This window comes from Methanococcoides burtonii DSM 6242 (assembly GCF_000013725.1).
In the GTDB taxonomy this organism is placed as follows: Archaea; Halobacteriota; Methanosarcinia; order Methanosarcinales; family Methanosarcinaceae; genus Methanococcoides; species Methanococcoides burtonii.
Genome location: NC_007955.1, coordinates 1,002,284 through 1,027,115, shown reverse-complemented (window position 1 = coordinate 1,027,115; position 24,832 = coordinate 1,002,284). Strand labels below are relative to the sequence as shown.

The 24,832-nt window shown below is 41.8% G+C and carries 17 protein-coding genes, 2 tRNA genes and 4 rRNA genes; 15 read left to right on the top strand and 8 right to left on the bottom strand.

From position 1 onward, the window contains the following. Positions 1-40 precede the first annotated feature (40 nt). Positions 41-835: a serine protein kinase RIO gene (locus MBUR_RS04880; protein WP_011499039.1), complete on the bottom strand. Its 795-nt coding sequence runs from the start codon at positions 833-835 to the stop codon at positions 41-43. Between the two features lie 211 nt (positions 836-1,046). Continuing rightward, positions 1,047-1,562, bottom strand: coding sequence for an ArsR family transcriptional regulator (locus MBUR_RS04875; RefSeq protein ID WP_011499038.1), 516 nt, complete (start codon positions 1,560-1,562; stop codon positions 1,047-1,049). Between the two features lie 368 nt (positions 1,563-1,930). Between MBUR_RS04875 and MBUR_RS04870 the strand changes: the two genes are divergently transcribed. The 15 genes from MBUR_RS04870 (at position 1,931) to MBUR_RS04800 (ending at position 20,017) form a co-directional block, all read left to right on the top strand. Further along, a complete protein-coding gene (locus MBUR_RS04870; RefSeq protein ID WP_011499037.1) occupies positions 1,931-3,052 on the top strand; it encodes an ISNCY-like element ISMbu11 family transposase in 1,122 nt (373 codons plus the stop codon). 463 nt (positions 3,053-3,515) lie between these two features. Continuing rightward, a 16S ribosomal RNA gene (locus MBUR_RS04865) occupies positions 3,516-4,991 on the top strand. 107 nt (positions 4,992-5,098) lie between these two features. After that, positions 5,099-5,171 (top strand) — tRNA-Ala (locus MBUR_RS04860). A gap of 146 nt (positions 5,172-5,317) precedes the next feature. Beyond that, positions 5,318-8,245 (top strand): 23S ribosomal RNA (locus MBUR_RS04855). A gap of 70 nt (positions 8,246-8,315) precedes the next feature. Further along, positions 8,316-8,436: ribosomal RNA gene (rrf, locus tag MBUR_RS04850) — 5S ribosomal RNA — on the top strand. 192 nt (positions 8,437-8,628) lie between these two features. Further along, positions 8,629-8,700: transfer RNA gene (locus MBUR_RS04845), tRNA-Cys, on the top strand. 122 nt (positions 8,701-8,822) lie between these two features. Then, positions 8,823-8,943: ribosomal RNA gene (gene rrf, locus MBUR_RS04840) — 5S ribosomal RNA — on the top strand. The 16S, 23S and 5S rRNA genes sit together here with 2 tRNA genes alongside, the layout of an rRNA operon. Before the next feature lie 245 nt (positions 8,944-9,188). Then, the gene (locus MBUR_RS04835) at positions 9,189-10,232 is read left to right on the top strand and encodes a permease (protein WP_011499036.1); all 1,044 of its coding nucleotides are present in this window, start codon (positions 9,189-9,191) and stop codon (positions 10,230-10,232) included. A gap of 38 nt (positions 10,233-10,270) precedes the next feature. Next, complete coding sequence (locus MBUR_RS04830; protein WP_011499035.1) at positions 10,271-10,504, top strand: thioredoxin family protein; 234 nt, start codon at positions 10,271-10,273, stop codon at positions 10,502-10,504. Positions 10,505-10,521: 17 nt separating this feature from the next. Then, positions 10,522-10,902 carry a putative zinc-binding protein gene (locus MBUR_RS04825; protein WP_011499034.1) on the top strand — a complete coding sequence of 127 codons (381 nt, stop codon included), beginning with the start codon at positions 10,522-10,524 and terminating at the stop codon, positions 10,900-10,902. A gap of 100 nt (positions 10,903-11,002) precedes the next feature. Beyond that, complete coding sequence (gene tgtA / locus MBUR_RS04820) at positions 11,003-12,454, top strand: tRNA guanosine(15) transglycosylase TgtA (RefSeq protein ID WP_011499033.1); 1,452 nt, start codon at positions 11,003-11,005, stop codon at positions 12,452-12,454. A 54-nt stretch (positions 12,455-12,508) separates the two neighbouring features. Beyond that, positions 12,509-13,450 (top strand): UbiA prenyltransferase family protein, encoded by a 942-nt coding sequence (locus MBUR_RS04815; RefSeq protein WP_011499032.1) that lies wholly within the window; start codon positions 12,509-12,511, stop codon positions 13,448-13,450. Positions 13,451-13,465: 15 nt separating this feature from the next. Then, positions 13,466-14,623, top strand: a complete 1,158-nt coding sequence (locus MBUR_RS04810; protein WP_011499031.1) for an NAD(P)/FAD-dependent oxidoreductase — start codon at positions 13,466-13,468, stop codon at positions 14,621-14,623. Between the two features lie 4 nt (positions 14,624-14,627). Beyond that, a complete protein-coding gene (locus tag MBUR_RS04805; protein WP_011499030.1) occupies positions 14,628-15,773 on the top strand; it encodes a radical SAM protein in 1,146 nt (381 codons plus the stop codon). Between the two features lie 188 nt (positions 15,774-15,961). Beyond that, entirely contained in the window at positions 15,962-20,017 is a 4,056-nt protein-coding gene (locus tag MBUR_RS04800; RefSeq protein WP_011499029.1) for a S8 family serine peptidase, read from the top strand. 187 nt (positions 20,018-20,204) lie between these two features. On the opposite strand, the gene MBUR_RS04795 is transcribed toward MBUR_RS04800, so the two are convergent. From MBUR_RS04795 to MBUR_RS04770, 6 genes are all read right to left on the bottom strand, one after another. Continuing rightward, positions 20,205-21,062 (bottom strand): coiled-coil protein, encoded by an 858-nt coding sequence (locus MBUR_RS04795; protein WP_011499028.1) that lies wholly within the window; start codon positions 21,060-21,062, stop codon positions 20,205-20,207. A gap of 71 nt (positions 21,063-21,133) precedes the next feature. Beyond that, positions 21,134-21,751 carry a phosphoserine phosphatase SerB gene (gene serB, locus MBUR_RS04790; protein ID WP_048063537.1) on the bottom strand — a complete coding sequence of 206 codons (618 nt, stop codon included), beginning with the start codon at positions 21,749-21,751 and terminating at the stop codon, positions 21,134-21,136. A gap of 313 nt (positions 21,752-22,064) precedes the next feature. After that, positions 22,065-22,397 (bottom strand): P-II family nitrogen regulator, encoded by a 333-nt coding sequence (locus MBUR_RS04785; RefSeq protein ID WP_011499026.1) that lies wholly within the window; start codon positions 22,395-22,397, stop codon positions 22,065-22,067. A 99-nt stretch (positions 22,398-22,496) separates the two neighbouring features. After that, on the bottom strand, positions 22,497-23,120 hold the full coding sequence (locus MBUR_RS04780) for an ammonium transporter (protein ID WP_232222075.1): 624 nt from the start codon (positions 23,118-23,120) through the stop codon (positions 22,497-22,499). Between the two features lie 185 nt (positions 23,121-23,305). Continuing rightward, positions 23,306-23,665 (bottom strand): methyltransferase family protein, encoded by a 360-nt coding sequence (locus MBUR_RS14365; RefSeq protein WP_232222072.1) that lies wholly within the window; start codon positions 23,663-23,665, stop codon positions 23,306-23,308. Between the two features lie 481 nt (positions 23,666-24,146). Beyond that, positions 24,147-24,596: a hypothetical protein gene (locus MBUR_RS04770; RefSeq protein WP_048063249.1), complete on the bottom strand. Its 450-nt coding sequence runs from the start codon at positions 24,594-24,596 to the stop codon at positions 24,147-24,149. Between the last annotated feature and the right edge of the window lie 236 nt (positions 24,597-24,832).

Here is a 24,832-nt window from a genome sequence, read left to right as displayed (position 1 = left end):
TGGTCTACCTGCTGATTATTGTAATTATAGTTTGCGCTTTTTAGTTTTCGTTCCCTGTATTTTTTATGCGTTTGTAAACGCTTTCGGGAGTCTCATCAATTTTGAAACGCTTAAAGTATCTTAGTATATTTTCAATGTCCCTTTTTAGGAATATGTCTGCTCGTGGATGTTCCAGGGTAACTGATTGCCCCATATCGATCATGATGGGCGTTAGGTCATTGGTGTCGATGAGTATGTTGTATTCGCTAAGATCTCCATGTACAAGATTAGCTTTAGTGTAGAGCTTGTGCATGTCATCTATGATAGTTTCGAATATCAGTTGACCATCTTCGAGTTCGAGCTTTATATCTTTTAAAGCGGGGAATGGTTTTTCATTCTTACCCATGAACTCCATAATAAGTATGTTCCTTTCTGTGATGATGGGTACTGGTACGCGTATGCCAGCTTCGTTTGCACGTATGAGGTTACGAAACTCCTTTTTGGTCCATGCAAAGATGATGTCTCTTTTGTTGTGTCGGATGTTCGTGAAGCGTGGGTCTCCGAGAATGTAGTCTTCCATTGATCTGAATGTACTGGATGATATCCTGTATATCTTTATGGCAATGTCGTGTTCTTCTCCTTCGCCGAGGAACACATTCGCTTCTTTGCCGGTGCTTATGGATCCTCCAAGTGCTTCTACTATTCCTTTATTGGAGAGTGTGTATAAGGATTTTAAAGTTGCATCATCGAATACATTTTCAGTTACTTTCAGTGTATTGCTGTCTTTGCGTTTTATACGCAATTTGTCAACAGCGGTATCAAGACGCTTTACTTTTGTATCCAGTATTTTTTTCATGGTCAACCTTTTATGAATCCTTTTTCTCACCCTCTTTACCTAGGGGGTGTTTTACATATTATACCTGTTTTTATATCATGCTTCGTTTATTGTTAAAGGTTGCGTCTCTGCCAGCTTTTGTGCTCAAATGTCTTGTGTATGTGTGAGATATTGCAGCATATCTATGGGGCAAATTGTTGGTGAAGCAATTGCTTTTCTTAAAAACAGGAGTTTATTCTTTCACATGAATGTCAAGTTTTATCTTTGTGACTGGTTCCAGTTTCTTCCACTCGATAGTGGTGTCTTTTTCAAGAACACAGTTTTTAACAGATTTTTCAGAGAATTCACCATTTATTTCATAGACATAAAGACCCTCTTCGCCATCAGTCGAAACGATAACTTCACGATCTCCTTTTTTCTGAACCTTGATGGCTGCTACTCCGCGAAGGGCATCAAGTAATGTTGTACCTTTTTCTACTTCAATCGATTTTGTTGGTGCGAATGCGTTCATTGCAATATAGATATTTTTCCTTTTAGGCTTTAACACATGTGTTTTTCCAAAGATCCTCCTATCGATAAGATCTGCCTCTTCCAATATATTGACATGTTTTGCAGCGACGGGTACTGAAATTCTCAATTCTCTTGCAAGTTCGGAGATATGATGTTCTCCTTCGTCAAGCAATTCAAGTATCTTTATACGTGTATCGCTTCCAAGGGCATGAAATACTTTATTATTCAATTGACTCATATTTGTAAAGGCGAATTGTTGTTATATATACATATTGTTAATGTTCTATCAGTAGAATAGGTAATATTTGGTATAGGATGCAGATCTTCCAATGGTATGATATCTCGTTTCAGTTGATCACTTTGTTCATTTGATGAAATATATGATCGCATGGATGTTGAATGTGTATTATGATGGTGTTAACTATTAGGAGTTCTCGCAAGGCGGGTGAATGAGCAAGGCTGCATTGATGCAGATATTGCTTTTCAACTTGTTGTTGTGAGTTGAGATTATCAAATTAGCTTTTCGCTTTAAAAACGTAACTCTTTTTTCAAGACTACTGGCACCACTCTGAGCATAGCTTATGCATTACATTTATATTGTAGAAAATGTACCAGTCCATGAAATATTATTACGATGTTTCGGACGGAATCTGTACCAGAGATTCAATTGCTAACTATCTGAACACAGATAATGCATCAATATGCCAATTTTTGTATTTCTTAGATATCGATGACATTGCTTCTTATGTTGAAAGTAGCTATTATACCGATAAGGACTGGCACTTTCGGTATAAGGTTTCGTCAATGATAAAGCTCATCGTTGTGAAATGTTATAGAAACCTCTCATTTGAGAAAACAATATCGACCTTAACAAAAGAAGAAGCGCAGCTTCTTTCTTTTGAAGACAATAACGGCATTATGAATCTTCCATCCCCTGCAACACTGCATCATTTTGTAAAATACAGACTTGGAAAAACTGGACTCGATGAAGTAATGTTCAAAATTGGAAAGAATATCTCCAAAAATACAAAGATTAGAGATGCGAAAACAGATCCAACTCCACTTGAAGCATCAAGATATGACAAGTATGCAGATTACAATCCGCATTATAATTGTAAGATGGACAAAGCTCACATCACCATGATTGGAACACTTCCAATCTACATGACTCATACAAAAGGTGCTTCTCACGATTCTCCTGAATTGAAGAAACATATTGATGCATTGGTAGAAATGGGAGTTGACATTGACACTTATGCATTGGATGGAGGTTATGATTCATTCAGGAATCATGCAGATATCTGGTATAAGTTGAATGCAAAACCAGTGATTGCATACTCTTCGGATTCTAAAGTTCAATACGAGGGAATGATGGAAAGAATTGATCACTGGGTTAACAAAATGTGGAAACTTGGTGGATCTATTCATATGAAATATGAAGAAAAACTTCATTTCCTCTATGAAAATGGAAGAGAAAAACAGGTAGGTATGCACTTGCGAAACAAGAATATCAAAGATGATGGATTCGATGAAGATTATTCGCACAGGGGTGAATGTGAACGAGTACACAATCATATTAAGTTGACTGTAAAGTTCGACATCAGAGGAATGAAAAATGGCAGTAAGAAACTGTATTCAGTTATGAATTTCGTTGCATATCAATTGCTTGTAGCTACAAATTTGCAAAATGGAGTTAAAGAAACTAACTCATTTGCAAATTATGTATGAGGTAATGTCATCAAATTAGAATGGGAGGATTTATGAGCTAATTTGATAATCTCGAGTTATGATATGCAAAGTATCAAAACCCTTATATATAAGAGTTAACTATTAGGAGTTCTCTCAAGGCGGGTGAATGAGCAAGGCTGCATTAATGCAGATATTGCTTTTTAACTTGTTATTGTGAGGTATGGGGCATCAAAACCCTTATATATTAATAAAACATATTAAGTGTTCCACTCAATGGGTGGACTTTCAATCACCTTCAATTTAATATTATTTAGTGGAGACCGGAGCTTTTTCGGTCTGACGTTGAATTTGGCAGTTCGATTAATTCTGACTGATAGTGTAAATCTATCTATCGAGAACTAATCGAAATTGTGCATGACTAAGTAACTCTCTAATTCACTTTAGAGTGTTCTTTTCCGACAATTTTTAAGTTTAACTTCCAATTAGTGTGCTTTAACAACAAACTCTGGTTGATCCTGCCAGAGGTTACTGCTATCGGTGTTCGACTAAGCCATGCGAGTCATATGTTCTTCGTGAACATGGCGGACTGCTCAGTAACACGTGGATAACCTGCCCTTAGGTTTGGCATAACTCCGGGAAACTGGAGATAATTCCGAATAGGTCAAATATGCTGGAATGCTTTTTGATCAAAAGACTTCGGTTGCCTAAGGATGGATCTGCGGTCTATCAGGTTGTAGTGGGTGTAACGTACCTACTAGCCTACGACGGATATGGGTTGTGAGAGCAAGAGCCCAGAGATGGATTCTGAGACATGAATCCAGGCCCTACGGGGCGCAGCAGGCGCGAAATCTTTACAATGCGGGAAACCGCGATAAGGGGACACCGAGTGCCAGCATTTATGTTGGCTGTCCACATGTGTAAACGGCATGTGTTAGCAAGGGCCGGGCAAGACCGGTGCCAGCCGCCGCGGTAACACCGGCGGCCCGAGTGGTAATCACTTTTATTGGGTCTAAAGGGTCCGTAGCCGGTTTGATCAGTTCTTCGGGAAATCTGACAGCTCAACTGTTAGGCTTCCGGGGAATACTGTCAGACTTGGGACCGGGAGAGGTAAGAGGTACTACAGGGGTAGGAGTGAAATCTTGTAATCCCTGTGGGACCACCAGTGGCGAAGGCGTCTTACCAGAACGGGTCCGACGGTGAGGGACGAAAGCTGGGGGCACGAACCGGATTAGATACCCGGGTAGTCCCAGCCGTAAACGATGTTCGCTAGGTGTCAGGGGCGGTGCGACCGCTTCTGGTGCCGTAGGGAAGCCGTGAAGCGAACCACCTGGGAAGTACGGCCGCAAGGCTGAAACTTAAAGGAATTGGCGGGGGAGCACTACAACGGGTGGAGCCTGCGGTTTAATTGGACTCAACGCCGGAAAACTCACCGGGGGCGACAGCAAAATGTAGGTCAAGCTAAAGACTTTACCTGAATCGCTGAGAGGAGGTGCATGGCCGTCGTCAGTTCGTACTGTGAAGCATCCTGTTAAGTCAGGCAACGAGCGAGACCCGTGCCCACTGTTGCCAGCATGTCCTTCGGGATGATGGGTACTCTGTGGGGACCGCTGGTGCTAAACCAGAGGAAGGTGCGGGCTACGGTAGGTCAGTATGCCCCGAATCTCCCGGGCTACACGCGGGCTACAATGGTTGGGACAATGGGTTCCTACACCGAAAGGTGATGGCAATCTCCTAAACCCAACCGTAGTTCGAATTGAGGACTGTAACTCGTCCTCATGAAGCTGGAATCCGTAGTAATCGCGTTTCAACATAGCGCGGTGAATACGTCCCTGCTCCTTGCACACACCGCCCGTCAAACCACCCGAGTGAGGTATGGGTGAGGGCACGGACTTAGTGCCGTGTTCGAACCTAAATTTCGCAAGGGGGGTTAAGTCGTAACAAGGTAGCCGTAGGGGAATCTGCGGCTGGATCACCTCCTAAGCAAGATCCGCACAAAGCGGATCACCGCTATCAGTCAGAAATCGATAAACTGCCAAATTCAACAAACCACTTTCAATGAACTGAGATTCGCTGGAAAGTTCTCAGGGGCTTGTAGATCAGTTGGAAGATCGCCGCCTTTGCAAGGCGGAGGCCTAGGGTTCGAATCCCTACAAGTCCATTGGATCAATTAAGATTCACAATCATCAAGTGCACCGAGCAAGTAATGTTGCTTGGGAAGGATGGATGTGCCTGATACCCCATATCAGGTACTATGAGATCATGTATACATATTACATATCAGACGCTCACTGGACAAAGTGAGATGGACTCTGGTAATTATGCCGTCAGGTGGATGGCTCGGCTCAAGCGCTGATGAAGGACGTGCCAAGCTGCGATAAGCTCAGGGTAGGTGCATGGAACCTATGAACCTGAGATTTCCTAATGAGACCTCTTAGCACATTTGTGCTGATCAGTAATGATCGGGAACGCCCCGAATTGAAACATCTTAGTAGGGGCAGGAAGAGAAATCGAAGAGATGCCGTTAGTAATGGCGAATGAACACGGCACAGTTCAAACTGAATCCCTCCAGTAATGTGAGGGAGATGTGGTGTTATAGGAACTTTCTAAGATTCCTATCTTTTCTTAGCTGAACTTTTCTGGAACGTTAGACCATAGAGTGTGATAGTCACGTAAGCAATGAAAAGAGGAATTGGAAATGTTCCTGAGTATCGTGTGTTGGAAATCACGCGAGAATTTGGGAGGCACCAACTTCCAAAACTAAATACGTCTTGAGACCGATAGCGAAATAGTAGGGTGACCGAAAACTGAAAAGTACCCCCAAAAGGGAGGTTAAAAGTGCCTGAAACCTGATGGTGATGGAGCGATATGGCATGAAAGGATCTTTAGTTCGAAGGAATCAACCGCGAGGTTGTAGTACGAGTTCTAATGCCGATGTCATATCATACGTTTTGAAGAACGGGCCAGGGAGTGTAACTAAGTGGCGATGGCTAACCTTTTATCTGGGAAGCCGAAGCGAAAGCAACATGCGTGCAACCTTTACGGGTGAGACGCGGCGTATACAAGTGCGTGGAGTCACTAAGTTACGACCCGAAGCCGGGTGATCTAGGCGTGGGCAGGTTGAAGCGTGGCGAAAGCTACGTGGAGGACCGCAAGCGGTATTGATCTGCAAATCATTCGTGTGACCTGCGTCTCGGAGTGAAAGGCTAATCTAACCCGGCATCAGCTGGTTCCTTCCGAAACATGTCGTAGCATGACCTAACTGGAGATAGTCGGTGGAGTAGAGCACTGATTGATGGCCCTGGGGAAGAAATTCCTCATCCGTCTGTCAAACTCCGAACCCACCGTCGTCGTAGAAGGTTGGAGTCCGGACTACTGGGGTAAGCCTGTAGTCCGTAAGGGAGACAACCCAGCCCGTGGTTAAGGTCCCTAAGTGTCGACTAAGTGTTAATACTAAAGGGCGTCCCAAGCCCTAGACAGCTGGAAGGTTAGCTTAGAAGCAGCTATCCTTTAAAGAGTGCGTAACAGCCCACCAGTCGAGGTTTGGGGCCCCGAAAATGGACGGGGCTCAAGTCGACCACCGATACCACGGAGTACCGTAAGGTAATCTCGTAGGAAGGCGTTGCGTTTGGGTAGAAGCAGGGCTGTGAAGTCCTGTGGACCGAGCGGAAACGAAAATCCTGGTAATAGTAGCAGCATAGTTAGGTGAGAATCCTAACCGCCGAAGGGGCTAGGTTTCCTCGGCAATGATCGTCAGCCGAGGGTTAGTCGGTCCTAAGTTGTACCGTAATTCGAGTACATCAAAAGGGAAACAGGTTAATATTCCTGTACTATTCAACAATAAAACTGACGTTTTGGGGCAGGCTGAGCGGCGCTGTCGCGCCGTTTAAGCATCTAAATCTGTGGAGAGCCGTAATGGCGAGAAGCAGACGAATATGTTATGACGAAAGTCGGCTGCACCCCGGAACCCGTGAAAAGGGAGTTGAATATCCGTACCGAGATCTGACACAGGTGCCCCTAGCTGAAAAGGCTAAGGCGTGTCGGAATAATTTGGCTAAGGGAATTCGGCAAATTGGCTCCGTAACTTCGGGAGAAGGAGTGCCTGCCGTGAAGACGGCAGGTCGCAGTGACCAGGGAACTCTAACTGTCTAATATCAACATAGGAGATCGCAAACCCGTAAGGGCTAGTACGATCTCTGAATCCTGCTCAGTGCAGGTACCTGAAACTTCGGTTCAACGGAATGAAGGGCCTGTAAACAGCGGGGGTAACTATGACCCTCTTAAGGTAGCGTAGTACCTTGTCGCTTAATTGGCGACTTGCATGAATGGATCAATGAGAGTTCTACTGTCCCTAGCCAGAGTCCGGTGAAGCTTACATTCTAGTGCAGAGTCTAGAGACCTCTAGGGGGAAGTGAAGACCCCGTGGAGCTTTACTGCAGCCTGTCGCTGGGTTGTGATTTTGGATGTACAGTGTAGGTAGGAGACGTCGAAGCCGGTGCGCCAGCATCGGTGGAGTCGCAATTGGGACACTACCCTTCCAAGATTACGACCCTCACTCCGTGAGGAGGACCCCGATAGGTGGGCAGTTTGCCTGGGGCGGGACGCCCTTGAAAAGATATCAAGGGCGCGCAATGGTTAACTCAAGTGGGTCGGAAACCTACTGAAGAGTGCAAGAGCATAAGTTAGCCTGACGTGATTCAGCACAGTAGTGGATCACGAGACGAAAGTCGGTTCTAGCGAACCTTTATGTCCCGCTTGGTGCGGGCTAAAGATGACAGAAAAGTTACCCCGGGGATAATTGAGTCGTTGCCGGCAAGAGCACATATCGACCCGGCAGCTTGCTACCTCGATGTCGGTTCTTTCCATCCTGGCTGTGCAGCAGCAGCCAAGGGTGAGGTTGTTCGCCTATTAAAGGAGATCGTGAGCTGGGTTTAGACCGTCGTGAGACAGGTCGGTTACTATCTACTAGAGGTGTATGTGGTCTGAGGGTAAGTTGCTTTTAGTACGAGAGGAACAGAGCAACGGCGCCACTGGTCGATCGGTTGTCTGACAAGGCACTGCCGAGCAGCTACGCGCTAAGGAATAAGAGCTGAATGCATCTAAGCTCGAAATCTAACCTAAAAAGAGACCACTTTAAGGGTTCCGGTAAAAGACCGGATCGATAGGAATGGGATGTAAGCACCAAGGCAACGAGGTGTTCAGTCCGCATTTACTAATATCCGTGCCTCATCCTTCTCGCTTTGTCCGGGCGAAATCTGATATGTAATATGATCATACATGATTCCATTCCATTAATTTGAATGAGTATGGCGGCCATAGTGGTAGGGCAACTCCTGTTCCCATCCGAACACAGAAGATAAGTCTACCTACGTTGTTTACTGTACTGAAGTACGAGAGTCTTCGGGAAATCTGCATCGCTGCTATGCTCACTCTATTCAACTTTTTTCTTGACTGATCTTTAACTCAATAGTTGTAACTCTGTCTGACAACATTTACAATGGTAATTGATCTCATTCTAACAGACATCATGTCTATCAGAATCACTTCGCAGTACCTATATTTGTCACAAGGTAAAAGTTTATATGCATGTTTTACCTACTAGGGAATACATCCCAATTGCCAAGGTGGCGGAGCGGCTACGCAATCGCCTGCAGAGCGATACCATTCCGGTTCGAATCCGGACCTTGGCTTTATTCATTAAAATAAGAGGGTCTGACTTAAAATCCTGACCTCTTGAGCAAAGCTCAAAGGTCGCGCGCTCCAGAAGCGCTAATCTGGATTTGGACCTTGGTTTTATTCATTAACATAAGAGTATGGCGGGCATAGTGGCAGGGCAACTCCTGTTCCCATCCGAACACAGAAGATAAGTCTGCCCACGTTGTTTATTGTACTGAAGTACGAGAGTCTTCGGGAAATCTGCATCGCTGCTATGCTCACTCTTATTAAGTTGCTTTTCTTATTGCTGTTCAATCCTTTTTGGAACTATTTATTTCATCTCCTACATACAAAGTTCTTGTTTTAGATGTTATTTTGTTAACAACTGTTGTATATGTGATTCTACCTGATGGACTTCTGATCATTGCTCTTAGAATTAAGTGAAAGATATCTTTACACACCATCAATTCAAAAATCATTGAAATAGATACGCTTAAATAGTATTTCAACATTGCTTGAAATTATGTCATCCGAATATTTGCTATATCTAATGGATGCTGGTGTTCAGTCAGTACAAAATTACCTTGCACTCCATGTATTGCTTTGTCTGATACCTGCATTCTTTCTTGCAGGTGCAATAGCATCGCTCTTCTCAAAAGAATCGGTTTTGAAATATTTTGGCTCAGATGCTCCTGGCTATGTCTCATATACTGTTGCTGCTGTGTCAGGATGCTTGCTAGCAGTTTGCAGTTGTACGGTTCTGCCTTTATTTGCAGGCATTTACAAACGAGGTGCAGGTATCGGTCCCGCAAGCACTTTCCTGTTTTCAGCACCTGCCATTAATATCCTTGCAATTGTGTATACCGCGAAGATACTTGGATATGATCTCGGTGCTGCACGTGCTGTAATTGCCATTCTCTTATCTATTGTAGTTGGTATCTCAATGGCATTTATATTTGAAAGAAAACAGCAAGAGATTAAGAAAGGAATAAAGACGTTCGGTGACGATGAACACAAGAAAAGTGCTTATCTTTTCATCCTCCTACTGGCAATACTAATAACACCTGAAATTATCTCAAATGGTCGTTTCCTTGGTGTTATCATGTTCGCACTCATTTTGATAACCGCTCACTTCTCAAACAAGTGGTTCACAAAAGAAGAACTTAAAGAATGGATGGGTGAAACATGGTTCCTTATCAAACAGATTACCCCTCTCTTACTCGTAGGTGTATTCTTTGCAGGCATTATTGTAGAAATACTTCCAAAAGAATATGTTGTTGAATTCGTTGGTGGTAATACACTCTCTTCCAATTTCATAGCAGCGATATCTGCAGCACTTATGTATTTCTCAACACTTACAGAAGTACCTATTATAAGTGCACTAACAATATTGGGGATGGGGAAAGGTCCATCACTTGCAATGCTCCTTGCAGGTCCGGCACTAAGTCTTCCAAATATGATAGTCATAAGCCGAATCATGGGTGCTAAAAAAGCATCAGTCTACATATCCCTGATCGTCATTATTTCCACTATATCAGGGTTTGCTTATGGCATGTACATAGCTTAATATTAATTAACCTTAAACAAAATAAACGAGGCAATAAAATGAAAATAGAAATTCTTGGTTCCGGTTGTGCAAAATGCAACAAATTGAAAGAACTGGTTGAAAAAGTAGTTAATGAAAATAGCATAAATGCCGAAATAACCAAAGTCGAAGACATAAACAAAATATTGGAGTATGGTGTAATGATAACTCCTGGACTTGTCATCGATGGCGATGTAAAGATCGCAGGTAAGATCCCTTCAGAAGACAAAGTAAGGGAATGGCTAACTCAGTAATTGAGGTGGTGACAGGAATGGCGGAAGAAACAAAATGTGCATGTTGCTCCGGTAACGTCGGACTATTCTCATGCTCCGGTGCTTCTAATGTAGGTCAACTTTCCAATCAGGTAGTTATCGAGCTAAATGACAGGGAAGTTGGAAAAATGATGTGTGCAGTAGGTATTGGTGGAAAAGTATCTGGTCTCATAAGGTCTGCAGAAGGCTGTGACAGAATAATTGTAATAGATGGGTGCCCGCTGGAATGCACTAAAAAGTCTCTTGAACTTTCAAACATAAACATTGATCGTCACATCATACTAACAGATCTGGGTATAGCCAAGAACAAATCTCTGAAAGTATCAGAATCCGATGTGTCAGAAGCATTTGAAATAGTTTCTGAGATAATTTCAAATTGAAATCTATTGAACGTAACGAGCTTTAATTAGATACTGGCAAATTTTATCTAAAAAGTGATGAAATACAAATATATAACATCAGCCAATATCTAATGCTCAAATGTCATCAATATTCGAGATTACCCACAAAGATGCAGCAGGACGCATTGGGAAACTAAGAACACCACACGGAACTGTGGAAACCCCCACCGTCATGCCTGTAATAAACCCGAACCTTCAGGTCATAAAACCTTCTGAAATGAGGGACTTCGGTGCCCAGATGTTAATAACGAATTCCTACATCATATCACGCAGGGACAAGCTTCGGGAAAAAGCCCTTAAGGACGGTCTTCATTCACTTCTTGATTTTGATGGCCCTATAATGACCGACTCCGGTTCTTTCCAGCTTTCGGTCTATGGTGACATAGAGGTAACCAATGAACAGATAATTGAGTTCCAAAAAACGATTGGATCTGATGTTGGAGTTCCTCTTGACATACCTACCCCTCCAGACGTACCTAGGTCACGTGCGGAATCCGAAATGGAAACCACCATTGAACGTCTCATCGAAGCACGCAGTATGGTAAATGACGAGATGCTTCTTGCAGGCCCTGTTCAGGGTTCCACATATACTGACCTACGTGAAAAATGTGCCAGCACTATTAGTGAACACAAATTCGATGTATATCCACTTGGTGCAGTCGTTCCTTTGATGGAATCCTATCGCTATGCAGAGCTTGTTGACGTTATCGTCTCATCTAAAAAGGGCCTTGACCCCACCGTACCCGTTCATCTGTTTGGTGCCGGTCACCCAATGATGTTTGCTCTGGCAGTGGCACTAGGTTGCGATCTTTTTGATTCCGCAGCTTATGCACTCTATGCAAAGGACAGGCGATACATTACTTCCAAAGGGACCTATCATATTGATAACCTAAGCTATCTTCCATGTTCCTGCCCAATATGCGTCTCACACACAGCAGAAGAGGTTAAAAAAGCCGATAATTGCAGTGATCTTCTGGCAAGGCACAACCTCTATGTGACATTTGAGGAAATTCGCCTCATAAAGCAATCTATAAAAGAAGGCAACCTGCTGGAACTTGTGGAAATGAGATGTCGCAGTCACCCAAGAATGCTTGAAGCATTGAAACGGATGTACTCATATTCTGACTGGATCGAGAAATACGACCCTGCCTCCAAATCCACGTTCTTCTACTGTGGACCTGAATCATCACAAAGGCCGGAAGTCTTAAGGTTCTCCAAAAGGCTTGAGCGCTTCACCATAAAAGGCACTGCTGTGATCAGACCGTTCTCAATGAGGACCTATCCTGAATCTGACAATGACCTTATGTTCAAACCACCATTCGGTACATTCCCTGCTGAACTTTCTGAGGTATATCCTTTCAATGCGGAAGTTATCGAAGACACCGATATTGAATCGTTGGGCAAGGCCCTTGAAAATACTATAAGGCTCATCGAATTGAATCCCGATGCAGAGTTTACTTTCATAAAGGGAAAAGAGCTTGAACATCCTCTATTTGAAAAACTGGAAAAGATCGCGGATGTCAAAGAGTAACTCATTGATGTTCATTAAAAACGATAATTAAAGATCTCATCATTGGTGATTCATTTGGTATCTACAACAGGATCAAAAACGCGCAACCCCTACTTAGAACTGCTAAGGCCGGAGATAGCGGATATGGACTTTGCCCTTCCGGCATCGAGTGCACTGCTGGCATCTTATCTTGCCACATCTGCACTTCCTCCGCTCATTCCCTTCATAATTGCTGTCATAGGTGGATATGCTGCCATCACAAGTTCCTATGTGTACAATGATTGCTGTGATGTGGATATCGATAAGATAAACCTACCTGACAGGCCGCTGGCATCTGAAACGCTATCCCGGAAAAATGGATTGACTTATTCACTCATCCTTTTCTTCGTAGCAGCAGTGGCAGCATTCTATCTGAATCCTGAATCCCTGTTCATACTTGTCATCGCAGTAGTGACCATTAGCATATATTCAATGTTTGCAAAGCGGATGACCTTTTTAAGCTTCATACCCGTGGGAATAGCTTATGGGCTTGTTCCGGTCGGCATCTGGCTTGCTTTCGACCCTGCGGGCATACTCAGGGGGAATGATGGTGTAATATTGCCATTGCCGGCAATATTCTTCTTTATTATGATGTGTGTTGCTGATTGGGGCTTCACCCTTTCTGGAGTATGCAGGGATGTTGAAGGTGACCGTGCAAAAGGTGCGCCCACATTCCCGGTGACATTTGGGGTACCCCTGACATCCAAATTCATTCTTGCATGCTGGGTAATTGGTATCCTCGCATCAATGGCCATTGGTATAACCGCAAAACTTGGCCCTGTCTTCTTTACAGGTGCCATACTTTCGGGCATATGGATGCTATCAAAAGCACTTTATTTTGTAAAAAATCCTCTTCCTGAGCGTGGAGGTAAGTTGTTTCTTCAAGGTTCTCGGTATAGGGGTGTAATGTTTGGTTCACTAATTCTTGATGTGATCCTTTCGATTGGTATTTCTTCCTATGCAGGAATTCTTTGGTGATCGGAGGTAATAGAAATGGATGCTGATGTTATTGTGATCGGTGCATCTCCTGCAGGACTTATGGCTGCACGTAATGCTTCCAGAAAAGGTGTGAAGGTTCTTCTTCTTGATAAAAAAGAGATTATCGGCCATCCCACACACCCCGCGAATACTTTCTTCAAAGGAATGTTCGACAGGGCAGGCGAAACGGTGGACCAGAGCTATGTTCTTAAGAATATGAATGGAGCATATTTGATAGCACCATCTGGTGGCAGGGTTGCCATAGAAGCTCCTGCTTATTTCCTTGATCGTCTTAAATTCGATGAGTTCTATGCCAAACAGACCCAAGATTCCGGTGTTGAGATGCGTATGGGTGTCGATGTACATAACATCTTAAGGAACAGCAATGGGATGTCGCTCAGTACGGACGATGGGGTGCTTACCTGTAAGATGGTCATCGTCTCAGATGGTATAAACTCAAAGCTTGCAGGTCTTCTCGGGCTTCAGCCTATGAAGTATTCTAACGATATCGCATGGGCAATGGAAGCGTTCGTAGAGGCAGATGGTATAGGCGAGCCGGATATGTTCGAATATTATGTTGGCAATCACTGCCCTGGCTGGAAATCAACATATTCTCCATGTGGCAAGGACCTTGCTACTCTCGGGGTCTATGTTAGAAGAAATGGAAAAGATGTAACTTCATTCTTTGATAGGTGGGTGGATAAATTCAAGAAAATTAAAGGCATAGATGATCTTGTGATCCATGAAAGGGCAGTTGGTGGAGATCCCATCGTCACAATGCCAAAACAGATGCATACTGATGGTGTTATGCTCGTGGGGGGGGCTGCAGGCCAGTCCGGTATTGGCTATAGTATGCATGCCGGTCAGATGTGTGGTGATGTTGCCGCTGATGCCATTGCTAAAGGCGATGTTTCGGCTAAGGTCCTTTCTGAATATCGGAGTAAGTGGAACACTGAATACAGGGCTGAATACATTCTTGGTCGTATAGGTCTTGAGACCCTTCGCAAGATGGAGGATCGCGAGATCGATAGGTTAATGAAAACATTTGAAGATGAGGACTTTTCCTTCCTTTCAGGTAATTCTACACACAAGTGTATGCAACTTGGACTTTTCATGTTGAAAAAAGACCCTCATTCCTTCCTTTCTTATAAGGCACTTTTTAGGAGCAAGTAAACTTATGACTTCTGATAAAAGGTATTATTTCTACAAGAACCCGTTCTTTAAGGTCTATGCAACAGTAGATAAAGGTCTTGTAAAAATGCACACTTCAGGGGTTGCATCAAGGGCTATAAAACCGCTTACTTCCAATATGATGGACCTATTCGATGGTAAAAAGCCTGCAGTTATAAAAGAGGCTGAACTCATCTTCTCCACATGGATGCCTCCTATTCCAAGCAAAGCCTTTGATCGGCTTGTGTCAAGCCAGATGGGATATATAAGGGGGAAAATGCTTCCTGAGCAGGTGACCATTTCAATAACGGAGGAATGTCCCAATAAATGTCTCCATTGTGCTCTCCCTGATACGAAGAACAAAGCCACTTTACCTGTTGAAACAGTAAAGAACGTCATTGATCAGGTTCTTGACTTGGGTTCAACCTTCATTGTCTTTGATGGTGGTGAACCGCTGACCTATGATGGTCTCGAAGAGCTCATCGAATATGTGGACCGGGACAGGGCACTCACGGGTATGTTCACATCAGGTGTCGGGCTAACGCTTGAGAAAGCAATGTCCCTAAAGGAAGCCGGTCTTGATATGATCAGCGTCAGTCTTGACAGTGCAAATGAAGCAGGTCATGATTCAATGCGTGGCCGTTTGGGTGTTTTCAACTCTGCCATTGAAGGGATAAAGAACTCGCTGAAATCCGGGTTGCTTGTAAACATGTATGTTGTTATCTCTCCTGACAACATTGATGAACTGGATGATTTCTACACTCTGGCAACTGAACTGGATGTACATGAAATCTCGTTCTTCGAGATAGTTCCTACTGGAAGGTGGATGGACCGTTCGGATGGCCTGATGACCTCAGAAGATCATAAGAAATTTGATTATTTTGTAGAAAAAGCTGAAAGAATGGATGGTCCAAAACTGTTCCCTATTCCGCATGTCCTTAAGAAAATGGGTTGTTTTGCAGGTCGAAAATGGTTGCATATTACACCTGAGGGGGATATTTTCCCATGTGCATGTCTGCCTTTATCGTTTGGTAATATCGATCAGAACAAAATTGCTGATGTCTGGCGAAAGATCCGCAAAGATTCTACTTATAATGGGGGTATCTGTCTAATGAGGGACCCTGAGTTCAGGAAAGTGCATAATTTTGATTGATTATCTTGTGTTTATTTTATGTTTGCTTTCTCCTTCTTTTTTTGATTTTTATATTATATTTCATATATTTTAATAAATATGGGTTACTTATATATTTATATAATTAAATATATATGTTATTTCACAATCAATTTATCTCACAGTCATCAACAGTTGTTTCACACTTTGCTTGTAAGAGGAATAGGTCAATGTCCAATTTTAAAATATCCGTTCTATCCATCATTTTAGTCTTGGTATTCTCGATATTTTCATTATCTATCATTGCATTGTCGCAACCCTCTGAATCATCCCTCACAATGGGTGATCTGGTTTCTGATCAAGATCTTCATATATTGCTTAAAAATTCACAGTTTTCTACGGGAAGTATCTCTGAAACTGAGTTTTCTAGTTCTATATTTGTTAGTTCTATCTCATCACAGAATATAGAGAATTATTATATTGTTCAGTTCAAAGGACCTGTTCTCGAAGAATGGAAGCATGATGTTGTAGATACTGAAGCTGTAATATTTGATTATGTTCCAAACAATGCTTTTATTGTACGAATGAATATTTCCGTAAAAACAAAAGTTGAGGACCTTGATTCTGTGGGATGGGTAGGTTTTTACGAGCCATCATATAGTATTAGCTCATCTCTTTCTTCAACGCCTGAGCTGACCGGATCTGAAGACGTTATAGTAATGCTTTTTGATCCTACTAAAAATGAAATGATCTCAAATAAGGTCACACTTCTTGGTGGTGAAATTCTTGAGAATAGTGGAAGCATACTCAAGGTAAAGACTGATCGTTCCTTGATTGCTGATATTGCTTCTATTAATGGTGTAAGCTGGGTTGATCTATACGTGCATCCAGTCCTTTTCAATGATGTTGCATCAGGAATACTTGGAGTTCCTGCTGTTGACAATAAGCATGGTCTGAATGGTAGTGGTCAGATAGTTGCGGTTGCAGATACTGGGTTAGATACTGGCCTTAACGATGAAACAATGCATGATGATATTGAAGGGAGGGTCGTAGCATTACATGCATGGTGGACAGCAGCTCACAATCTCAGTGCTGATTATGGTGATTCTGGTGCAGAGGATCTGAATGGACATGGAACACACGTTGCTGGTTCTGTACTTGGGAATGGTAATCGTTCTTCAGGTTTGTATTCCGGAACAGCACCAGGGGCAAAACTTGTTTTTCAGGCATTGCAGTATGAAGGGATCCAAACAGCAAATAATGGTCGTCTGCTAACGCCGTCAAATTTGGAAATTCTTTTCCAAGAATCTTATGATAATGGTGCAAGGATTCATACTAACAGTTGGGGTACCTCAGATTCATATCCTGAATTCTTTGGAAACTATTCTCCTAAATCAGTAGCAATTGATACATTTATGTGGGATCATCCAGAAAGCCTTATTCTTTTTTCTGCCGGAAATAGTGGTTCGGGAGCGACTACAGTTTCAGACCAGGCAAGTTCTAAAAATATATTAACCGTTGGAGCTTCAGAAAATAACAGACCGTATAAAGGCACTTCATCAGATAACATTAATGAAATTGCTGACTTTAGTAGCCGTGGTCCTACCTTGGATGGGCGTATAAAACCAGACGTCGTTGCTCCTGGTACATTTATAAATTCCACTGCTTCTTCACTCGTTTATAACACTAATTACACTTACATGAGTGGTACAAGCATGGCAACACCACTAACTGCGGGAACAGTTGCTCTTGTTAGGCAGTATTATACCGATATCAAATCAACAACTCCCAGTGGTGCACTTTTAAAAGCAACCTTGATAAACGGTGCTACTGATCTGGGGTATGCCTCTTCTGCGCAGGGATTTGGTCGAGTGAATGTTTCGGAGTCTCTTTTTCCAGATTATCCTAAAGTCTGGATGTATGCTGATAATACAACTGGTCTAAGTACAAATGAGTTCTGGAATCGTACTTATGCTGTCTCAGATATATCTGACCTTAAAGTAACGTTGGTATGGACTGATTACCCAGGGACTGCTTATGCAGCTACTTCTCTGGTAAATGATCTCGATCTTACAGTTACTGGTCCAAATGGGACTTCATATGGAAATGGTGCAGTTGATTCTATTAATACTGTAGAACAGGTTTCTATTAACTTACCAAGTGTGGGTTATTATGATGTGAAAGTAAGTGCTCCTAATGTTCCAAATGGGCCTCAGCCCTTTGCGGTAGTTATCTCTGCCAATTTTTCGGATTTCACTCCACCGGGAAATGTATCCAACTTAAATGCAACTGTTGGGGAGCGCTGGATCACATGGACATGGGACAATCCATCGGAGGGGGATTTCTCACACACCGAAGTTTATTTGAACGGTAGTTTTCAAGAAAACATATTTGTAAATTCCTTTACGGCTCTTGATCTTATTCCTAACACCACGTATGTACTCAGTACACGTACGGTCGACATCTATAATAATATCAATTTAAGCTGGTCGAATAGTTCAATTAATACAACTCCTGACACAACTCAGCCACTTGATGTTAGTAACTTAGACTATAGTGCCGGTGAGAGGTGGATTAATTTAAGCTGGACAAATCCGGATGATCCTGATCTATCTCATTCCGATGTATATGTCAATGGTTCTTTCCGGTCTAATGTGACTGGTAATTCTCATCTCGTATCGGGTCTTGATCCATCCACTAATTATAGTTTCAATGTTTATCCGGTCGATGTTTTCAATAATACTAATACAAGTGGTAATGCTCTTCTTGCAAACACAACTTTTGATACAACTCCTCCACTTGATGTTAGCGACCTGAGTTTTACTGCCGGCGAGAGGTGGGTAAATCTAATTTGGACAAATCCCGATGATCCTGATCTATCGCATGCTGATGTATATATTAATGGCTCTTTCCTGTCTAATGTGACTGATAATTTCTATCTCATATCTGGTCTTGATCCATCTGCCAGCTATAGCGTCAATGTCTATTCAGTAGACGATTTCAATAATGCCAATACAAGTAGTAGTGCTTTTCTTGCCAATACAACACCTGACATCACTTCTCCTTTTAGTGTAACGAATTTATCAGCTGAAGCCGGAGATCACTGGATAAATTTAAGCTGGATAAATCCTAATGATATTGATCTTTCTTCCATTGATGTTTATGTTAATAACTCTCTTTTAGGTAATACCAGTGGTAACTTCTTTTTTGTTAACTACCTTGACGCTAACGCTAGTTACAATTTAAGCACACATACGGTTGATACAACAGGTAATACAAATTCTACGGGTGTCTATGTTATAATGAATACTACAGTTGATAACACACCACCGGGGAGTGTCTCCAGCCTGAGTTCGTCTTCATCTGAAAGTTCGATAACGTGGAGCTGGTTAAACCCTTCAGATGTCGATAATTCCCATGTGGAGCTTTATCTTAATGCCATCTTCCAATCCAGTTCCAATGGTACTTCTTATTCTGTTGTCGGTTTGAATTCAAGTTCTGTATATAATCTTAGCACACGTACTGTTGATACCTCTGGCAATGTAAATTCCAGTTGGGTCAATCTCAGCAGTAGTACAACTGCACCGGCATCAAATCAAAGATCCGGAAGTAGCAGTAATGGTGGTGGTGGAAGTACGACCAATGAGTATTTTGAAAATATCTATCATAAAGAAGTAGTTACTGAATATGTTTCCCGTGATGTTGAAACTACATTCATGTTCAGTGAAGATGCACGAATTGAGTATGTAGTCTTGTTAGCGGATTCAAATGTTGGTTCTGTCAAAGCCATTATTGAAGTGCTTGTTAATACTTCTACGTTGGTTCCGAATAAACCTGATGGTGAGGTATATCAGAATCTGAATATCTGGGTGGGGAACTATGGATTAAAAAAGAATATTGTATCTTCCAGTGTGGGCTTTAAGGTACGGAATGATTGGATCGATGAAAATGGAATTGAGGCGGATTCAATTTCGATGAAGATGTACTATAATGATGTATGGGTGGCTTTACCTACTAAGATTATTGGTAAAGATGATGGTTTTGTCCATTATGAAACAGATACGAGTGTTGATATTCTGGCTCCTTTTGCAATAGTTGGGCATTTTCCTGTTGATGGGCCAGATACAAGAACATTCTCTTTCGACCCTGATCAAATGGCTGGAACATCAAGTTTGGATAATGGTTCCTCAACTGTATCTGATGAAGGCAAGGGGCAGATCTCCAATTTCCTTCAGGGATTTGTTGATCGTATAATTGACCTTTTCAGCAAGCTTTTTGGTAGTTAATATTGCTTATCGGCAGACATGGGCGGCTTGCCTATATTTATCTCGATCCGAATTCTAAATTTTTGATATATGAGATCGCAAGCTAATTGCTAATTTAGATCACAGAAACGTGGCAAAATAAGGATAAAACAGTCGATAATAAAATTGAGGGCAAAATAGCCCTCATTAGTCAATTTACTTTTGTTGATCAGAGCATGCCGGACTTCTGCAGTGTCATAAGGTTCTCTGTGGTGAGCTTCTCACCAGATTTGAACTTCTCAAATAGTTCTGCAGCATCTTTCCTGACATCTTCCATTGATGCGACCTTCTTTCCGTCGGTCTCTCCTTTCCGCATCTTGCGAACTTCTTTGTCAATATCCCTGATCTCTTTCTGTGCTGAAATGAACAGTTTGTGCTGTTCGTCAGCTTTCTCCTGGAACTCGACAAACTGCTTGTGAGCAGCATCAGATTCTGCACGCATCTTGTCAGCTTCTTTGAATGTGGAGATCATCTTGTCATGATACTCCTGAGCTTTCTGTGCGTACTCTGAAAGGACATTGTGGAATTCGGAAGCCTCATCACGAATCTGTTGTGCTTCATCTAACAGGTTCTTAAGCTCGGTATTGCTCTCGAGCTGGTCCTTCTTGACAACATATTGTTTCTGAAGTTCTGTTATTTTGCTGACAAGATCCTTCTCCTTTGCAGGAGTGAGTACTTCTGTCTGCTGTGTGAATTCGAGACGGTCGATCTCCTTTCGGATATCCTTTATGGATGGACCTGTAAGATTACTTGCAGCACGCAGCGCATCGACTTTTGCGAATACTTCGTTAGCCTTTGCATTGATCTCGTCACGTTTTGCTTTGTTCTCTTTTACCTGCTCATTGTTCTCATCACGAAGCTTCTTGTATTCCTGTGCTTCATTGATAAGTTCTTTTGTGCTTTTGTTGAGATCATTGCGCTTCGCTGCTAGAGTGCTTGCTTCTGCGTTCAATGCATTTCGTTTCTCTTTGTACTCTTCGGACGCAGCTTTTAAATCCTGCTTCTTTGTGTTCAGTTCTTTCATCATGCTCTATGAATCCTCCCGCTCCAGCAAAAAAGCTGGCATTTCATGCATTTCTAATGCACGATACGCAGGGCTTATTCCAAGTCAAGTGAATCTATTATTGGAATAATGTCCCTGAGGTGTTTTTGGGTAATGACCGCATCTGCGTATTGACGCAAAATTGGTTTTGGATTAAATGCAATTGCACATCCTGCTCTCTTAAAGATGCATATGTCGTTAGCACCATCGCCAACAACAATACAGTTTTCAGGGTTCAGACCATTCTCCTCTGTAATCTGTTCAAAAGCCTGTTCCTTTGAAAGATTTTGTGTCATTGGTCCGGAAACCCTGCCTGTAAGACACCCGTCTTTGATCTCCAGTATATTGGAGAATACATAATCCATTTCAAGCAACTTTGCAACTCTGTCAGTGGAAAGTGTAAATCCACCTGATAGTATTGCGGTCTTGAATCCTAGGGATCTTACATGTTTGACGAGCTCTTCTGCTCCAGGCATTAGGGGCATGGAATCCATTGCTTCCATTGCGGTTTCAAGTTTCAATCCTTTTAGAAGTGCAACTCTTTCTTTTAGAGCTTGATTGTAATCGATCTCTCCGTTCATTGCTTTTTCAGTTACAACGGATACCTTATCCATAACACCGGCAGCACGCGCAAGCTCATCAATGCTTTCCGCATCTATGAGGGTGCTGTCCATATCAAAAACAATCAGCTTTGAATAAGTTCTCTTAGAAATGTTGTTGCTGGAATTCACTTGACCATACCTGATACTTTAAGGTACTGATTACGAATCAGTAATAATGGAATGTACTGAGATTGGAGTACAATTAATTACATTACTTTTAACCTTTTCGGGTAGAGACCGGCTTCTGAAAAAGATTTTGATTATTTACTGTCATATTGTTTGTCTATGGCTTGAAAGTTCCTGTCATGTCATTGAAAATAAGTCAATCATTTATAATATTTCTAATAAGGATAAGGAAGGTCTCACTTAGGAATTCCCCATTTATTCATTCTGTAATACATTCTCCCGTCCTTATTCCTATCATCATTTCCACAGGGGGACCAAATATTTTGCCGTCCCCGATCTTTCCGGTACGTACAGCATGTTTAATGGTCTGTATCACAGTTACGACTTCATCATTCTTTACAACGATATCGATCTGTATCTTGGGTATCATGTCGATAAGGTTCCGTTTGCCTCTGAACTGGAGGCAGATCCCTTTCTGTTCACCTCTGCCTTTAACGTCAAAGATAGTCATTGCGTTTAATCCTGCAGTAACAAGCTCCTCCTTTACCGTTTCCAGTTTACCCGGTCTTATAATGGCTGTTATTTTCTTCATGATATCACCTTATATCAGGCCATTGACCCCGCCAATTGCTGCGACCGCAAATATGCCTGTGGCAAGTGCTCCGAAAAGCACTCCTACGCCATGAATTGGTCATGCATCGAGGCTTTCATCGAATTTCTTGTAGATACAGAAAAGCAAAGTTCCATAACATAAGATCCCTGCTGAACCTCCAATGATTATGGCTGCCAGAGGTCCTACAAATCCACATGCCGGGGTAATAGCCACAAGTCCTGCAATAGCACCACTGTTCATTCCCAGTGAACTTGACTTGCCTTTGATCCATGAAGCTCCCATCCATGTGAGGGCTCCTGATGAAGCAGATATCAGTGTGACCACGAAAGCATTTGCTGCAAGTGCATTTCCTGCATTGAAAGCAAACCATCCGAACCATAGCAATGCTCCACCAAGCAAAGTGGTGGTAATGTTCTCAGGTTCCATGCTATACTTGCCGAATCCAATTCTCTTGCCTATAACAAATGATAATGCTAGTGCTCCAAATCCTGAACTGATGTGGACCACTGTTCCTCCTGCAAAGTCCAGTGCTCCCATACTACCTACCCAGCCGTCTCCCCATGCCCAGTAAGCAAGTGGATCATATACAAGGGTGGTCCAGAGAAGCCCGAATACGATAAATGAACTGAGCTTTATCCTTTCTGCTACTCCGGATGTCAGGATTGCCAGTGCTATGGCTGCGAATACAATCTGGAATGCCATAAAGAGCATATCCTATATCCCATCTCCATCCATTCCCACGCCCTTTAGGCCGATGTGGTCCAGGCCACCGATCAGGACCGTACTTATCCAATTCAATCTTCATCTTCTGAATAAGATCACAGCAATTAAAAAAATAATACATGAAGATTTATCGAATCTGCATCTTTCATGAAACTTTAATAATATCAATATTTGCTGTTAAAAGTAGGAATTAATCGATGAATATTTTTTTGATACTCTTTATATTCATCACCAAATTGTTTTACTAGCCTTTTTTCCATATGTAAAGATCCAATATACATGTATATAGCTGCTATAATGTATACAATTAATAAATTAACAGTCATAAATGGTGTGAATATCATTATTATGTATCCTGATGCTGAAAATGGATCTCTTACCAACCGATATACTCCGCGAATGTTTAAAGGTTGAGATTGAGTAGTTTTTGGTTTTGCCAGCTGATACTTCAAATTTAACCGGTGTGGAGCATCAACAATAGCTTTTGGTGTGACTAATACAGCAATGAATTGAACTGCAAGCATGACCTAACACAAAGGGAATGAAATTACATATAGTGTTTCACCAGGGTTTGTATATACAAAATATGCTACTGGAGCAAGAGTGACTATAGCAACTAGATTGTAGGCATGAAGATAATATGTATCCACTTTTGATCCCAAAACTCGTACAACAATTTTTTTGAAATAAAAGCTAGCTGTAATGCTATGAATAATTGCAAATGCTAAAAGACAAATAATTATAATACCTGTAGAATCGTTCATGTTTTTTGTCCTGCAATACTTAAATCCTTTAATTTGAATTCTTGATGGCTATTACTAGTTTTGGGCTCTGTAGAAATCCTCAATATTCATACAGTAATCCAAGTCTAAAATATTGGTATATGTATTACACGATGCCATAATAATATCTTATTTCAGTCTATTGATGTAGATTTCACGAAGTTTTCTACAGAGCCGATTTACAAAATACAAATGCTGTCTGTCAAGACAATACATGTCCAACTCAATAGTTACCTTGATTCAATCTCGCACCATCAACTTTTCTACCATTGTCAGAAATAGCCTTTCCTAATTCGACAATACCAGACAAAACCAGTAAATCTATAATATGGGGTGCTGTTTTTGTATCCGTTGATTTACCGGATTTGGCTTTTGCTATTTCTTTTAGTTTGCCTTCAATTGAATTAAGATGATAATTTTCAGATATACTTGATCCAATTGGAATAAAATTAGGACTATCGATAAATGAAATTGCTTCTTTTAGTCTCCAGTATTCGATTGGCAAAATCGTTCCAGATTGGAATTGAACTTTAATTCTATTCATAGAACTATCCACATCTATTACGTTGAAATTCTGTGGAACTCTTTTACGTTGAAATACTCTTCTCGGAGATTCAAACTCTATACCGATATTATCTTTTAGAAAATCAATTAGAATCTTAAATTTATCCAATGGTACCACCTTTTACTTCAATTCTATAATCTTATAAGCAACATATAACAAAAAGATGAATCTATATAAGATTATTGAAATGTGGTCGAATTTGAAATATAGCCTCTCACAAAATATAGTCGTTGTCTATCCGGGCAGTACATATCCGATTAAATTTTCATGCGTTGAACAAAGATACTTCCAGCATTAATTTATAAGCGTTAGTAACTATACTTCTGTTTAGCTTTTTAAACGGT